Annotated in this window: 13 protein-coding genes and 1 pseudogene; 4 read left to right on the forward strand and 10 right to left on the reverse strand. The window is 63.4% G+C overall.

Annotated features, from left to right (window positions below):
• Positions 1-5 precede the first annotated feature (5 nt).
• Entirely contained in the window at positions 6-458 is a 453-nt protein-coding gene (locus ACV17W_RS06635) for a DUF2214 family protein (protein WP_462595632.1), read from the forward strand.
• A gap of 151 nt (positions 459-609) precedes the next feature.
• Here the strand turns inward: ACV17W_RS06635 and ACV17W_RS06640 are convergent, their stop codons facing one another.
• The 7 genes from ACV17W_RS06640 to ACV17W_RS06670 all read right to left on the reverse strand — a co-directional run bounded on the left by ACV17W_RS06640 (position 610) and on the right by ACV17W_RS06670 (position 6,432).
• Positions 610-1,920 (reverse strand): citrate synthase, encoded by a 1,311-nt coding sequence (locus ACV17W_RS06640; protein WP_462595633.1) that lies wholly within the window; start codon positions 1,918-1,920, stop codon positions 610-612.
• Between the two features lie 20 nt (positions 1,921-1,940).
• Positions 1,941-2,201 (reverse strand): succinate dehydrogenase assembly factor 2, encoded by a 261-nt coding sequence (locus ACV17W_RS06645; protein ID WP_462595634.1) that lies wholly within the window; start codon positions 2,199-2,201, stop codon positions 1,941-1,943.
• A gap of 19 nt (positions 2,202-2,220) precedes the next feature.
• Positions 2,221-2,937: a succinate dehydrogenase iron-sulfur subunit gene (locus tag ACV17W_RS06650; RefSeq protein ID WP_462595635.1), complete on the reverse strand. Its 717-nt coding sequence runs from the start codon at positions 2,935-2,937 to the stop codon at positions 2,221-2,223.
• A gap of 13 nt (positions 2,938-2,950) precedes the next feature.
• Positions 2,951-4,729, reverse strand: a complete 1,779-nt coding sequence (gene sdhA, locus ACV17W_RS06655) for a succinate dehydrogenase flavoprotein subunit (RefSeq protein WP_462595636.1) — start codon at positions 4,727-4,729, stop codon at positions 2,951-2,953.
• Positions 4,730-4,732: 3 nt separating this feature from the next.
• Positions 4,733-5,116 carry a succinate dehydrogenase, hydrophobic membrane anchor protein gene (gene sdhD / locus ACV17W_RS06660; protein WP_462595637.1) on the reverse strand — a complete coding sequence of 128 codons (384 nt, stop codon included), beginning with the start codon at positions 5,114-5,116 and terminating at the stop codon, positions 4,733-4,735.
• On the reverse strand, positions 5,117-5,530 hold the full coding sequence (gene sdhC / locus ACV17W_RS06665; RefSeq protein WP_462595638.1) for a succinate dehydrogenase, cytochrome b556 subunit: 414 nt from the start codon (positions 5,528-5,530) through the stop codon (positions 5,117-5,119). It abuts the gene before it with no gap.
• A 122-nt stretch (positions 5,531-5,652) separates the two neighbouring features.
• Positions 5,653-6,432 carry a GntR family transcriptional regulator gene (locus ACV17W_RS06670; RefSeq protein WP_462595639.1) on the reverse strand — a complete coding sequence of 260 codons (780 nt, stop codon included), beginning with the start codon at positions 6,430-6,432 and terminating at the stop codon, positions 5,653-5,655.
• Between the two features lie 296 nt (positions 6,433-6,728).
• Here ACV17W_RS06670 and ACV17W_RS06675 point away from each other — a divergent pair, with 296 nt between their 5' ends.
• The 3 genes and pseudogenes from ACV17W_RS06675 to prpC all read left to right on the forward strand — a co-directional run bounded on the left by ACV17W_RS06675 (position 6,729) and on the right by prpC (position 10,208).
• Complete coding sequence (locus tag ACV17W_RS06675; RefSeq protein ID WP_462595640.1) at positions 6,729-7,718, forward strand: malate dehydrogenase; 990 nt, start codon at positions 6,729-6,731, stop codon at positions 7,716-7,718.
• Positions 7,719-8,051: 333 nt separating this feature from the next.
• The gene (gene prpB, locus ACV17W_RS06680) at positions 8,052-8,945 is read left to right on the forward strand and encodes a methylisocitrate lyase (RefSeq protein WP_462595641.1); all 894 of its coding nucleotides are present in this window, start codon (positions 8,052-8,054) and stop codon (positions 8,943-8,945) included.
• 61 nt (positions 8,946-9,006) lie between these two features.
• Positions 9,007-10,208 (forward strand): annotated as a pseudogene (gene prpC / locus ACV17W_RS06685) (bifunctional 2-methylcitrate synthase/citrate synthase).
• A 127-nt stretch (positions 10,209-10,335) separates the two neighbouring features.
• On the opposite strand, the gene prpF reads toward prpC, so the two are convergent.
• The 3 genes from prpF to ACV17W_RS06700 all read right to left on the reverse strand — a co-directional run bounded on the left by prpF (position 10,336) and on the right by ACV17W_RS06700 (position 14,948).
• Positions 10,336-11,526 carry a 2-methylaconitate cis-trans isomerase PrpF gene (prpF, locus tag ACV17W_RS06690; RefSeq protein ID WP_462595642.1) on the reverse strand — a complete coding sequence of 397 codons (1,191 nt, stop codon included), beginning with the start codon at positions 11,524-11,526 and terminating at the stop codon, positions 10,336-10,338.
• 90 nt (positions 11,527-11,616) lie between these two features.
• Positions 11,617-14,232: a Fe/S-dependent 2-methylisocitrate dehydratase AcnD gene (acnD, locus tag ACV17W_RS06695; protein WP_462595643.1), complete on the reverse strand. Its 2,616-nt coding sequence runs from the start codon at positions 14,230-14,232 to the stop codon at positions 11,617-11,619.
• The gene (locus tag ACV17W_RS06700) at positions 14,229-14,948 is read right to left on the reverse strand and encodes a GntR family transcriptional regulator (RefSeq protein ID WP_462595644.1); all 720 of its coding nucleotides are present in this window, start codon (positions 14,946-14,948) and stop codon (positions 14,229-14,231) included. The genes acnD and ACV17W_RS06700 overlap by 4 nt, the downstream gene beginning before the upstream one ends.
• Positions 14,949-15,080: the final 132 nt, after the last annotated feature.

Consider the following 15,080-nt stretch of genomic DNA (forward strand, 5'->3'; position numbering starts at 1 on the left):
CCGCCATGTTGCAAGACGCCCTGCTCGCCTGGATTCACTATCTGGCCATCTTCCTGATCATCGTCATCATGACTGCCCAGGCCGTGTTGCTGCGGCCCGGCCTGGTGCCGGATACCCTGCGCCGGCTGGCGCTGTATGACCGCCTGTACCTGGCCTCGGCGCTGGCGGTCGTGGTGACGGGGCTGTTGCGCCTGATGTGGGGCGCCAAGGGCGCCGCCTTCTACATGAGCAACCCATGGTTCCACGCCAAGATGGCCGTGTTCGTCCTGATCGCGCTCTGTTCGATTCCTCCTACGCTGGCGTTCCTGCGCTGGCGCAAGCAGGCGAGCCAGCAACCGGCTTACACCCCTACGCCCTCGGACATCAAGCGGGCCCGGCGCTGGGTCATGATCGAGACTCACCTTTTCATACTGCTTCCGCTGTTTGCCGCCCTGATGGCGCGCGGCATCGGCATGTAAGGGCCGACTGTCCGCACGAGGCGTCGAAATCCGTCGCACCCGCTGCCCGCGGGGCCGCCACCCGGCTGCCGCCCCGCGCTGCCCAGTCGCTGACCCATCCACAAAAAAAACGCCCGAAAGGGCGTTTTTTTTGTGGACCGATGCCGACGGATCAGCGCTTTTCGCGTGACGGCACGTCGCGCGGCACCGAGCCGGTGAACAGCTGACGGGGGCGGCCGATCTTGTAGTCGGGATCGGACAGCATTTCGTTCCACTGGGCGATCCAGCCCACCGTGCGCGCCAACGCGAAGATGGCGGTGAACAAGGCGGTGGGAATGCCGATGGCGCGCTGCACGATGCCCGAGTAGAAGTCGACGTTCGGGTACAGCTTGCGTTGCACGAAGTAGTCGTCTTCCAGGGCAATGCGCTCGAGTTCCATGGCCAGCTTGAACAGCGGGTCGTTTTCCAGGCCCAGCGAGTGCAGCACTTCCTTGCAGGTTTCCTGCATGAGCTTGGCGCGCGGATCGTAGTTCTTGTAGACGCGATGACCAAAGCCCATCAGGCGCACGCCCGAGTTCTTGTCCTTCACTTTCTCCATGAACTCGCCAACCTTGGCCACCCCGCCATTGGCCTGCAGCTCTTCGAGCATCTGCAGGCAGGCTTCGTTGGCGCCGCCGTGCGCCGGCCCCCAGAGGCAGGCCACGCCGGCCGAGATGGCCGCGAACGGATTCGTGCCCGACGAACCGCACAGACGCACGGTGGACGTGGATGCGTTCTGCTCGTGATCGGCATGCAGGATGAAGATGCGGTCGAGCGCGCGCTCGACGACTTCATTGACCTTGTATTCCTCGCAGGGGGTGGCAAACATCATGCGCAGGAAATTGCCGGTGTACGACAGATTGTTCTGCGGATAGATGAAAGGCTGGCCCTGCGAATACTTGTATGCCATCGCAACCAGCGTCGGCATCTTGGCGATGAGGCGGATCGCCGAAATATGGCGATGCTGCGGGTTCGTGATGTCGGTGGAATCGTGGTAGAACGCCGACAGCGCACCCACCAGGCCGGTCAGCACGGCCATGGGATGCGCGTCGCGGCGGAAGCCGCGCAGGAAGAAATGCAGCTGCTCGTTCACCATCGTGTGATGCGTGACCTGCGAATCGAAATCGGCTTTCTGCTCGCCATTGGGCAGGTCACCGTTCAGGATCAGGTAGCAGATGTCGAGGAAGTCGCAATTGACCGCCAGCTGTTCGATCGGGTAGCCGCGGTACAGCAGTTCGCCCTTGTCGCCGTCGATATACGTGATGGCCGATTCGCAGGCCGCCGTCGACATGAAACCGGGGTCGAACGTGAACATGCCCGTTTGGCCGTAGAGCTTGCGGATGTCGATGACGTCCGGGCCCACCGTGCCCTTGTACACGGGAAACTCGACCGGCTGGGAGCCGTCCGAGAACGATAGAGTGGCTTTCTTGTCAGACAGGTTCATCGCTATTTCCTCACAATTAATCAGAGCGCACGCATTTGTCCGACGATGGCGCGCAAGCGCGGTGTGTCAAGCGGCCCTTCGGGCTCTTTGCGCGCCAGCAGCAGGTCGAGCAGATCGTTGTCGCCCAGCTCGAACAACTGCGTCAGCGCGCTGACATCTTCATCGGTCAGCTGCGTTTCGTATGCGTCCAGGTACCGCGTAATGATCAGGTCGTTCTCGAGCAAGCCCCGGCGCGCCCGCCAGCGCAGGCGTGTCCGGTCAAGTTCTGTCAGGCTGCCCATGTTGATCTCTGTACTTTAACTAGACCGTGCGGCGAACCATCAGTTCCTTAATCTTCCCGATGGCCTTGGTGGGATTCAGGCCCTTCGGACAGACGTCCACACAGTTCATGATGGTGTGGCAGCGGAACAGGCGATACGGATCCTCGAGGTTGTCGAGGCGTTCGCCGGTAGCCTGGTCGCGGCTGTCGGCCAGGAAGCGATACGCCTGGAGCAAGCCGGCAGGGCCGACGAACTTGTCGGGGTTCCACCAGAACGACGGGCAGGAGGTCGAGCAGCAGGCGCACAGAATGCACTCATACAGGCCATCGAGCTCTTCGCGTGCCTCGGGGGTCTGCAGGCGTTCGCGCTCGGGCGGCGGCGTATCGTTGATGAGGTACGGCTGCACCGAGTGGTACTGGTTGAAAAAGTGCGTCATGTCCACGATCAGGTCGCGGATCACGGGCAAGCCGGGCAGCGGCTTGAGCACGATCGGTTCTTTCAGCTCGCGCAGGTTGGTCGTGCAGGCCAGGCCGTTCTTGCCGTTGATGTTCATGGCGTCGGACCCGCATACGCCTTCACGGCACGAGCGGCGAAGGGCCAGGCTGTCGTCCACGTCGTTCTTGATGCGCACGAGCGCGTCAAGCAGCATCTTGTCAGTGGGCTCGAGCTCGACGTCGAGCTTCTGCATGTACGGACGCTCGTCCTTGTCGGGGTCGTAGCGGTAGATCTCGAATTTGACGATTCTCTTGGTGCTCATAACAGCATCCTGCTTAGAAAGTACGCGCCTTGGGCGGGAAGGACTCGACCGTCAGGGGCTTCATTTGAACGGGCTTGTATTCGAGGCGGCTGCCTTCCGAATACCAGAGCGTGTGCTTCAGCCAGTTTTCGTCGTCGCGGTTCGGGTGGTCGTCCAGGGCATGGGCGCCGCGGCTTTCGTGGCGGTTGGCGGCCGACTTGATGGTGGCCCGCGCCACTTCGGTCATATTGGCCAGTTCCAGCGCTTCGATGCGCGCGGTGTTGAACACCTTGGACTTGTCCTTGAAGTAGATGTGCTCGGCCTGCTTGGCAAGATCCTCGATCTGGCCCACGCCTTCGTTGAGCAGTTCAAGCGTGCGGAACACACCGCAGTGGCGCTGCATCGACACGCGGATGGCGTTGGCCACATCTTGCGTTTTTTCGCCCGACGTGCGCGCTTCCAGGGCAGCCACGCGGCTGACCGAGAAATCGACGGCTTCCTTGGGCACCGGCTGGTGCGAGTGCTGCCGCTCGGGATGTGCCGCGACGATATGGTTGCCGGTTGCACGGCCGAACACGATGAGGTCGAGCAGCGAGTTGGTGCCCAGGCGATTGGCGCCATGCACCGACACTGCCGCGCATTCGCCGATGGCATACAGCCCGTTCACGATCTGGTTTTCACCATTGACGCGCGTGAGCACCTGGCCATGGTAGTTGGCCGGAATGCCGCCCATCTGGTAGTGGATGGTGGGCACGACCGGGATCGGCTCTTTGATGGGGTCGACGTTGCCGAACTTGATGGCGATCTCGCGGATCGACGGCAGGCGCTTGTTGATCACATCGGCGCCCAGGTGGTCGAGCTTGAGCACGACGTAGCTGCCATCGGGGCCGCAACCGCGGCCTTCCTTGATTTCCTGGTCCATCGAGCGCGACACGAAATCGCGGGGCGCCAGGTCTTTCAGGGTAGGCGCATAGCGTTCCATGAAACGCTCGCCGTCCTTGTTCAGCAAGATGCCGCCTTCGCCGCGCACGCCCTCGGTGATGAGCACACCGGCACCGGCCACGCCGGTGGGGTGGAATTGCCAGAATTCCATGTCCTGCAGCGGAATGCCGGCACGCGCCGCCATGCCCAGGCCGTCGCCGGTGTTGATGAAGGCATTGGTGGACGCCGCCCAGATGCGGCCGGCGCCGCCGGTGGCCAGCACGGTGTGCTTGGCTTCCAGGATGTAGATGTCGCCGGTTTCCATTTCCAGGGCCGTGACGCCCACCACGTCGCCGGCTTCGTTGCGCAGCAGGTCCAGCGCCATCCACTCGACGAAGAACTGCGTGCGCGCCGCCACGTTGCGCTGGTACAGGGTGTGCAACAGTGCGTGGCCGGTGCGGTCAGCGGCCGCACAGGCACGCTGCACGGGCTTTTCGCCGAAGTTGGCCGTGTGTCCGCCGAAGGGCCGCTGGTAGATGGTGCCGTCGGCGTTGCGGTCGAACGGCATGCCGAAGTGCTCAAGTTCGTACACGGCATTCGGCGCCTCGCGGCACATGAATTCGATGGCGTCCTGGTCGCCCAGCCAGTCCGACCCCTTCACGGTGTCGTACATGTGCCAGTACCAGTTATCTTCGCTCATGTTGCCCAGCGAAGCGCTGACGCCACCCTGCGCCGCCACGGTGTGCGAGCGCGTGGGAAACACTTTGGAAAGCACCGCCACCGAAAGGCCTGCCTGGGCCAGTTGCAGCGAGCAACGCATGCCGGCTCCGCCGGCGCCTACGACCACCACGTCGAACTGGCGGCGCGGCAATGAATTCATGACAGAGACCACGGCTTAGATACTCCAGAGTATTTGCGCGAAATAAACGACCGACCCGACCAGCCAGAGGATGGTCAACACCTGCAACAACATGCGCACGCCCGTGGGCCTGACGTAGTCCATCCAGATGTCGCGCACACCGATCCAGGCATGCCACGCCAGCGCCAGGAAGAACAGGGTGGCCAGGATCTGGCCGACCGGAATTGCGTAGACGTGGAAAGTGAACAACGCCTTCCAGCTTTCGTACGAAAACGAAGGCATGACCAGCATGCCGACGATCAGCACCAGCGTGTACACCGCCATGATGACTGCGGTGACGCGCTGCGCGATGAAATCGATGACGCCGTAGTGCGCGCCGACAACCAGGCGGGTCGGGCCAAAATTCTTGGAAGCGGCCATTTACAGAGCTCCGAACAATTTGAGTGCGAACACGAGGGTCAGCGCCAGGCTGACGCCGAACACCACGCCGGCGCTTTTCTGTGCCGAGATCTTGTCGATACCGATGTGCAGGTCGAGCATCAGGTAGCGGATGCCGGCGAAGAAGTGATGCAGATAGCCCCACACCAACACCAGGACCACCAGCTTCACCAGCGGATTGCCCGCGTAGTCGGCCACTTGCGCGAAGCTTTCCGGAGAGGCCACGCTGGCCGCGAACAGCGGCAGAATGACCAAGGGAAGACAGAGGAACAGCAGCGCGCCGCTGATGCGGTGCAGGATGGACAGCTTGCCTGCCAGAGGCAGGCGATAGCGCGCAATTTGCGCAATGCCAATATTGCGGAACTGCGGACGTGGCTTGGCAGCGGTGTCGGACATGACGGCCTCGGTGTTACGGTGCTAGGGATTCGTGACAGCGAATATGGGATCCGCCCTTGCGGGCAAACACGCTATTTTCGCCCAGAGAACGGGTCGGTATCAAATCGTAGGAAAAAAGCTCATCAATTCAGGCTATTGCGGTAATGATAGTGATCGGTAATGTATAAGCCGCGGCGCACCTCGACAGGCCGGTCGCCATAGGTGTACGACACGCGGTCGACCTGCAGCAGGGGCGTGCCCGTTTCGACGGACAGCAGCCCGGCGATTTCGGCGGGGGCGGCCACCGCCCGGAGTTTTTCGTCGGCGCGGACCATGCTGACACCGAATTCGGTTTCAAACAGCCCATACAGCGGCGCCTTGTTTGCCGCCAGCAATTCGAACGTGAGGCTGCGGAACAGCGACCCTGGCAGCCAGATGTCGTCGATGACGGTAGGCCGGTGATTCATGGAGAGCTGGCGTCGTATGGTGACCACCGTTTCACCGGCCCGCAGCTCGAGCGCGCGCGCGATATCGGCAGAGGCGCGCAGGCGCCGGCATTCGAGAATTCGACTTTCGGCGCGGCCGCCCTCGCCGTCTTCGTCGGGCGCGAGGCGCAGGAAGCGATAGCGCACGCGCGCCTCGTGGTGCGTGGCCACGAAGGTGCCCTTGCCCTGCCGGCGCAGCAACAGATGTTCGGCGGCCAGTTCATCGACAGCCTTGCGCACCGTGCCCTGGCTGACCTGGAACCGCGCCGCGAGATCGATTTCGCTGGGAATGAGTTCGCCCGGCTTCCATTCGCCGCGTTCCAGGCTTTGCACCAGCAGATCCTTGATCTGGCGATACAGCGGACTGAACGCCGCCCCCTCGCCCGACGTGCGGGCGGCGCGATGGCGTGGTGCGGGATCGGGCCTGGGGTCTGCCATGGGCGGTTTTGCAAGTGCTTGATCGGTGTGGCGGTGAAACGCATGAAGCGCCCATACCGGCGCGGAACCGTGCTGCACGGGGGTACCGGGCAAACGCAGCATTGTGGCATAAGGGTGTCGCAATTGTCCAACGTCTTATGTCTTATATAAGATATAAGAGCAATTGACGCGTACGTAAATTCGATCTAGGATTCACAGCAATCTGCCGGCTTGCCGGCGGCACGCTGCGGTGTGCCCAGCGTTTACACTGATGGGCGAGATTTTCTGTCTCACCGAACTCATTACGGAGAACCTTCATGTCCAAGCCCGCCATGCGTGTCGCCGTCACCGGCGCCGCCGGCCAAATTGGTTACGCCCTGCTGTTTCGCATCGCCTCCGGCGAGATGCTGGGCAAAGACCAGCCGGTCATTCTGCAACTGCTCGAAATTCCCGACGAAAAAGCCCAGAAGGCGCTCAAGGGCGTCATCATGGAACTGGACGACTGCGCCTTCCCGCTGCTGCAGGAAGTCACGGCTCACAGCGATCCGCGCACGGCATTCAAAGACGCCGACGTCGCCCTGCTGGTCGGTGCCCGCCCCCGCGGCCCCGGCATGGAACGCAAAGATCTGCTGAGCGTCAACGCACAGATCTTCACGGCGCAAGGCAAGGCTCTGAACGATGTGGCCAGCCGCAACGTCAAGGTGCTGGTCGTGGGCAACCCCGCCAACACCAATGCCTACATCGCCATGAAGTCGGCGCCGGACCTCCCCGCCAAGAACTTTACCGCGATGCTGCGCCTGGACCACAACCGCGCCCTGTCGCAGCTGGCCGCCAAGTCGGGCAAGGCCGTCGCCGACATTGAGAAACTGGTCGTGTGGGGCAACCACTCGCCCACGATGTACCCCGACTATCGCTTCGCCACGGTGGGCGGCCAGAGCCTGAAAGACCTCATCAACGACGACGCCTGGAACCGTGACACCTTCATTCCCACGGTAGGCAAGCGCGGCGCCGCCATTATCGAGGCCCGCGGTCTGTCGTCGGCCGCTTCGGCCGCCAACGCCGCCATCGACCACGTCCGTGACTGGGTCCTGGGCAGCAATGGCAAGTGGGTCACCATGGGCGTGCCTTCCGACGGTTCGTACGGCATTCCCGAAGGCATCATCTACGGCGTGCCCGTCACCACCGAAAACGGCGAATACACGCGCATCGAAGGCCTGGAAATCGACGCTTTCTCGCGCGAGCGTCTCGATTTCACGCTGAAAGAGCTGCTGGAAGAACGCGACGGCGTCAAAGACCTGCTGAAGTAGTCCCCCGAAGCGCGCTGCGCTTCCCCCCGGGGTAGACGCTGCGGACCGGCCAATCCGGATCGCGCGCGTCCCGCCCGGGGGCATCGGGTTCACGCGGCGGGGTGGGTATGCCGCCGCTTGAACAACTGAAGTTGCCCCCGTTGCCCCGAGTCAATGAGGGCGCGGCGACAGCCGCCGCGATTAACCTGTGCCTTCCGGGTGTTGCCTTCCGATCCTGAAGACCCAGATTTATCGCGCAGCCTCCGGGCCTCGCCTGGTATGCGGTGCTTTCCTGCTACATCAATCTGGCCCGGGCGCCCGAGCGAGCGTCCGTGCTTCCACGGAGACTCGCCCATGACCCGACCCGCCTCTCCCGGTGCCCTGTTCCGCCAGGCCCTGGCTGATGAATCTCCCTTGCAGATCATCGGCGCCATCAACGCCAATCACGCCCTGCTTGCCAAGCGCGCAGGCTACCGCGCCATTTACCTGTCCGGCGGCGGCGTCGCAGCCGGCTCGCTGGGCCTGCCCGACCTCGGCATCAATACGCTCGACGACGTGCTGACCGATGTGCGCCGCATCACCGACGTATGCGATGTGCCGTTGCTGGTCGACATAGACACGGGCTTCGGCCCGTCGGCCTTCAACATTGCCCGAACTGTAAAAAGCCTGATCAAATTCGGCGCGGCGGCCTGCCACATCGAAGACCAGGTCGGGGCCAAGCGCTGCGGCCACCGACCCGGCAAGGAAATCGTCAGCACCGAAGAAATGGCTGATCGTGTCAAGGCTGCCGCCGATGCGCGCACCGATTCCGATTTCTACCTCATCGCCCGCACCGATGCCATCGCGTCGCACGGCGTGGATGCCGCCATCGAACGCGCACTGGCCTGCGTCGAAGCCGGGGCCGACGCCATATTCGCCGAGGCTGCCTACGACCTCCCCACCTACGAACGCTTCGCCCAGGCGGTCAAGGTGCCGGTGCTGGCCAATATCACTGAATTCGGCAAGACGCCGCTCTTTTCGGTGCAGGAACTGGGCAGCGTGGGCGTCGCCATGGTGCTGTATCCGCTGTCGGCCTTCCGTGCCATGAACAAGGCAGCCGAGAACGTGTATCAGGCCATCCGTCGCGACGGCCATCAGAAGAATGTGGTCGATACCATGCAGACGCGCGACGAACTCTACGACCGCATCGGCTACCACGCATTCGAATCGCAGCTGGACGCGCTCTTCCAGCAAGGCAAAGGCAAGTAGGCCCATTCCCGAATTTTCGTTTACGCCCCATCTACGCCCTGACGGGCAAGGAGTCAGAGACATGAGCACCTCGCCAAAGAAACCAAGCGCCGCCGCCAAGAACCAGAGCGCGCCCGCCGAGGAAAAGCCCGGGTTCAAGCCCAAGAAATCCGTTGCGCTCTCGGGCGTGGTGGCCGGCAACACCGCACTGTGCACGGTAGGCCGAACGGGCAACGACCTGCACTATCGCGGCTACGACATTCTTGATTTCGCCGGCACCGCCGAATTCGAGGAAATTGCCCACTTGCTGGTGCATGGCAAGCTGCCCAACAAGGCAGAACTGAAAGCCTACAAGGCCAAATTGCGGGCCTTGCGCGGACTGCCCGCGCAATTGCAGGACGCGCTGGAAGCACTGCCCGCCTCCAGCCACCCCATGGACGTCATGCGCACAGCCGTGTCGGTACTGGGCTGCGTGCTGCCCGAGAAAGACGACCACAATATCCCCGGAGCACGCGACATCGCCGACCGGCTGATGGCCAACCTGGGCTCGGCTCTGCTCTACTGGTATCACTACAGCCACAATGGCCGCATCATCGATGTGCAGACCGATGACGACAGCATAGGCGGGCATTTCCTGCATCTGCTGCACGGCGAGAAGCCGTCCGATGAGTGGGTGCGTGCCATGCACACATCGCTGATCCTGTACGCCGAGCACGAGTTCAATGCGTCGACCTTTACGGGCCGCGTCATCGCCGGCACGGGCTCCGACATCTACTCCGCCATCACCGGGGCAATCGGCGCCTTGCGCGGCCCCAAGCATGGCGGCGCCAACGAAGTGGCCTTCGAAATCCAGAAGCGCTACGACACGCCGGACGAAGCCGAAGCCGACATCCGCCGCCGTGTCGAGGCCAAGGAAGTCATCATCGGTTTCGGCCATCCCGTGTATACGGTGTCCGACCCACGAAACAAGGTCATCAAAGAAGTCGCGCGCAAACTTTCGAGAAAAGCGGGAAGCACCAAGATGTTCGACATTGCCGAACGCCTGGAAACCGTGATGTGGGACGTAAAGAAGATGTTCCCCAACCTGGACTGGTTCTCCGCTGTCAGCTACCACGTGATGGGCGTTCCCACGGCCATGTTCACCCCGCTGTTCGTCATCGCGCGCACGGCGGGCTGGTCGGCCCACATCATTGACAACGCGTCGACAACAAGATCATCCGGCCCACGGCCAACTATGTCGGCCCCGAAGACCAGAAGTACGTGCCGCTGGAAAAACGCAAGTAAGCCACGTCGGCAGCCGGAAAAAAGCCTGGGCGGATGCCCAGGCTTTTTTTTGATTTCAGCGCAGTTCAGCGCCGCGCCGGATCAATGGCCGGCGAGCGGGCGATGCCGCTTGCGCCCGCCCGGCATGTCAGGCGCGGGGCGCCCAGGGTACGCGCACCCATCCTTCCATCAGGACTCTTGCACTGCGCGACATGATGGCCTTGGTGACCTTCCAGTCGCCGTCTACCAGGCTAGCCTGCGCGCCCACCTGCAATGTGCCCGATGGGTGCCCGAAGCGCACGCCGTCGCGCTCACCGCCACCCGCGGCGAGGTTCACCAGCGTGCCGGGAACGGCGGCGGCCGTGGCTATTGCGACCGATGCCGTGCCCATCATTGCATGGTGCAGCTTGCCCATCGAGAGCGCGCGCACCAGCAGGTCGACGTCGCTGGCGGCGATGCGCTTGCCGCTCGATGCGATGTAGTCGGCGGGCCTGGCGACGAACGCCACTTTGGGCGTGTGCTGGCGCGAGGCGGCCTCGTCCAGCGATTTGATCAGGCCCATGCGCAGCGCGCCGTGCGCGCGTATGGTTTCAAAACGCGCCAAAGCGGCGGCGTCTCCATTGATATCGTCCTGCAGCTCGGTTCCGGTGTAGCCCAACGCCTCGGCCTCGAGGAAGATGGTGGGTATGCCAGAGTTGATGAACGTCGCCTTGAGGGTGCCCACGCCCGGCACGTCGAGCTCATCCAGCAGATTTCCGGTCGGAAACATCGAGCCGCCCGCATCGCCTTCGTCGGCCGGGTCCATGAATTCAACCCGCACTTTCGCCGCGGGAAAGGTCACCCCGTCAAGCTCGAAGTCACCGGTTTCCTGCACGGCGCCGCCGCTCATGGGCACATGCGACACGATGGTCTTGCCGATATTGGCCTGCCAGATACGCACCACGGCCACTCCGTCATGCGGCACGCGCTGCGGGTCGACCAGCCCGTTGGCAATGGCAAAGGGCCCCACGGCGGCGGACAGGTTGCCGCAGTTACCGCTCCAGTCGACGAACGGCTGATCGATCGACACCTGGCCGAACAGGTAGTCCACGTCGTGATCGGGGCGAGTGCTCTTTGAAAGAATCACCGTCTTGCTGGTGCTGGAGGTGGCGCCACCCATGCCGTCGATCTGCTTGCCATAGGGGTCGGGGCTGCCGATGACGCGCAATAGCAAGGCGTCGCGATCGGGGCCCGGCACCTGGGCCGCAGGCGGCAGGTCAACGAGCTTGAAAAACACGCCTTTGCTTGTACCGCCCCGCATATAGGTGGCGGGTATCCTGATCTGGGGAGCATGGACCATGATGGCTTCCTGAAGTCTAGACGGTATGTCGGGTAATAAGGGGTGGCGGCGCCACAGTGGCGCCGCCCCTGCATGCGTACGCGCTGGGGATCAGCCGGCCATGCGATCGCTAACGCCGGTTTCCGCCTCGAGGAAGTCTTGCGCAAAGCGCTGCAACACGCCGCCCGCCTCGTAGATGGACACTTCTTCGGCCGTATCGAGCCGGCAGGTCACCGGGACTTCCAGCGTTTCACCGTTCCGCCGGTGTACTACCAGGCTAAGGTCGGCCCGGGGCCGCCGCGTGCCGATCACATCGTAGGTTTCGGTGCCGTCCAGCCCCAGCGTATTGCGGTTGGTGCCCGGCTTGAATTCCAGCGGCAACACGCCCATGCCCAGCAGGTTGGTACGGTGTATGCGCTCGAACCCTTCTGCCACGATGGCCTCGACGCCCGCCAGGCGCACGCCCTTTGCCGCCCAGTCGCGCGAGGAACCCTGGCCGTAGTCGGCGCCCGCCACGATGATGAGGGGCTGCTTGCGCTGCATATAGGTTTCGATGGCTTCCCACATGCGCATCACCTGCCCTTCGGGCTCGACGCGCGCCAACGAACCCTGGCGTACCTTGCCGTCGGCGTCGCGCACCATTTCGTTGTAAAGCTTGGGGTTGGCAAAGGTGGCGCGTTGCGCGGTGAGGTGGTCACCGCGGTGCGTGGCGTACGAGTTGAAGTCTTCTTCGGGCAGGCCCATTTTCGCCAGGTATTCGCCGGCTGCACTGTCGGCCAGGATGGCGTTCGAGGGCGAGAGGTGGTCGGTGGTGATGTTGTCGCCCAGCACCGCCAGCGGACGCATGCCCCGAAGCGTGCGCTCGCCGGCCAGCGCTCCTTCCCAGTACGGCGGCCGGCGGATATAGGTGCTTTGCGGCCGCCAGTCGTACAGCGGGCTGACCGCCTCGCGCCGTTCGTTGCGTATGCCGAACATGGGTTCGTACACCTTCCGGAAGTGTTCCGGCTTGACGGAATCCCGCACGACCGCATCGATTTCCTCGTCGCTGGGCCAGAGGTCTTTCAGGCGTATCGGGTTGCCCTGGGCGTCGGTACCCAGTACGTCTTGTTCGATGTCAAAACGTATCGTGCCGGCGATGGCATAGGCCACCACCAACGGCGGCGAGGCCAGGAACGCCTGTTTCGCATAGGGGTGAATGCGCCCGTCAAAATTGCGGTTGCCCGAAAGCACGGCAGTGGCATAGAGATCGCGCTCGATGATCTCCTGCTGAATTTTGGGGTCGAGCGCGCCGGACATGCCATTGCATGTGGTACAGGCGAAGGCCACGACCCCGAAGCCCAGTTTTTCAAGTTCTGAGGTCAGGCCGGCTTCGTCGAGGTACAACGCCACGGCCTTCGAGCCGGGCGCAAGCGAGGTCTTGACCCACGGTTTACGTGAGAGGCCGGCGCGGTTGGCATTGCGGGCCAGCAGGCCAGCCGCAATGACGTTGCGCGGGTTGCTGGTGTTGGTGCAGCTGGTGATGGCGGCAATGATCACCGCGCCGTCGGGCATCAACCCCGGTTCGGACTGCACGACGCCAGCAATGCCGCGCTCGGCGAGGTCGGCTACAGGCAGGCGCCGATGCGGATTGGAGGGTCCGGCCAGGGTACGCACCACGCTGGACAGGTCGAACCGCAGGACGCGTTCGTACTGAACGTCGAGCAGGGAATCGGACCACAGGCCCGCCTCACGGGCGTAGGTTTCCACCAGCCGTACCTGGGCGTCGTCGCGTCCGGTCAGCCTCAGATAGTCGATGGTCTGGCTGTCGATCGAGAACATTGCTGCAGTGGCGCCATACTCCGGAGCCATGTTCGAGATGGTGGCGCGGTCGCCCAGCGTCAGGCTCGCGGCGCCCGCACCGTAGAACTCGAGGTAGGCGCCTACGACTTTTTCCTTGCGCAGGAATTCGGTCAGCGTCAGCACGACATCGGTAGCCGTGACGCCGGGCTGGACGCGGCCGGTGAGTTCAACGCCCACGATATCCGGCAGCCGCATCCAGGATGCCCGGCCCAGCATGACGTTCTCGGCCTCGAGGCCGCCCACGCCGATGGCGATCACGCCGAGCGCATCCACATGCGGAGTGTGGCTGTCGGTACCGACCAGCGTATCCGGATAGGCGACGCCGTCCTGCGCGTGAATGACGGGGGACATGCGTTCGAGGTTGATCTGGTGCATGATGCCGTTGCCGGGGGGCACCACGTCGACATTATGAAAGGCTTTCCGGGTCCATTCGATGAAATGGAAGCGGTCTTCGTTGCGGCGGTCTTCGATCGCTCGGTTTCGGGCGAAAGCGTCGGGCTCGAAGCCTCCATGCTCGACCGCCAGGGAATGGTCGACGATGAGCTGGACGGGCACCACCGGATTCACCTTGGCCGGATCACCGCCTTTTTCAGCAATGGCGTCACGCAGGCCGGCCAGGTCGACCAACGCCGTCTGGCCCAGAATGTCGTGGCACACAACGCGGGCGGGAAACCACGGAAAGTCGAGGTCACGGCGGCGTTCGATAAGCTGGCGCAGCGCGTCGTCGAGCAAGGCCGGATCGCACCGGCGGACCAGATTCTCGGCCAGTACGCGCGACGTATAGGGCAGGCCCGCATAGGCGCCGGGGGCCAGCGCCTCGACCGCGGCGCGTGCATCGAAATAGTCCAGGCTGGTGCCGGGCAGGGGCTTGCGATATTTGTGGTTCATGCGTCGGTGCGCGGCAGGTTGCCCTGCGCGATCTGCTGTTCAATGTTGAGACGCGATGCGCGAATATGCCTGCGCATCAGGAGTTCCGCCAATTCCCCGTCGCCTTCGGCAAGGGCGTCGAGAATACGGTGATGCTCGGCGTACGCCTGGCGGGGGCGGTTGGGCGTGGCCGAATACTGGATGCGATACATGCGCGCCAGCTGGTACAGCTCGTCGCACAGCATGCGGATCAACATCTGATTGCCGCTGGCCTGCACGATACGATAGTGGAAATCGTAGTCGCCTTCCTGCAGGTAGTACCCCCGGCCCGCCTGGAAGGCTTCGTCGCGCTCGTGGGCTTCCAGCACCTGGCGCAGCTCGTCGGCGCGCGCCGGCGTCATGCGTTCGGCCGCGAGGCGGCAGGCCATGCCTTCGAGCGATTCCCGGATCTGGTAGAGCTCGCACAGTTCTTGCTGGGTGAGCGACACGACACGCGCCCCGACGTGGGGCACCCGCACCAGCAGACGTTGCCCTTCCAGCCGGTGGATGGCTTCGCGCAGCGGACCGCGGCTGATGCCGTAGGTGCGCGCGAGCTCGGGCTCGGACATTTTGCTGCCCGGCGCGATTTCACCCTTGACGATGGCGGCCTGGATTTTGCGGAAAACGTGCTCCGACAGGGTTTCGGTTTCGGATTCGCCTTCGTGCGCCACCGGCAAGGGGGCGAGCTGGAGTCCCATGTCGACAATCAAAGGGTTTGGATACCGAAATTATAGCCACGACGGCGCGTATTGGAATAGATTGTCAACAATCCCGTGCCCGCCCTCACCTTCACCGAACCGCGTCGCCGACGCCATGCGCGCCGCCCGACC

The organism is Bordetella sp. MIP270_01_BMS (genome assembly GCF_054958705.1).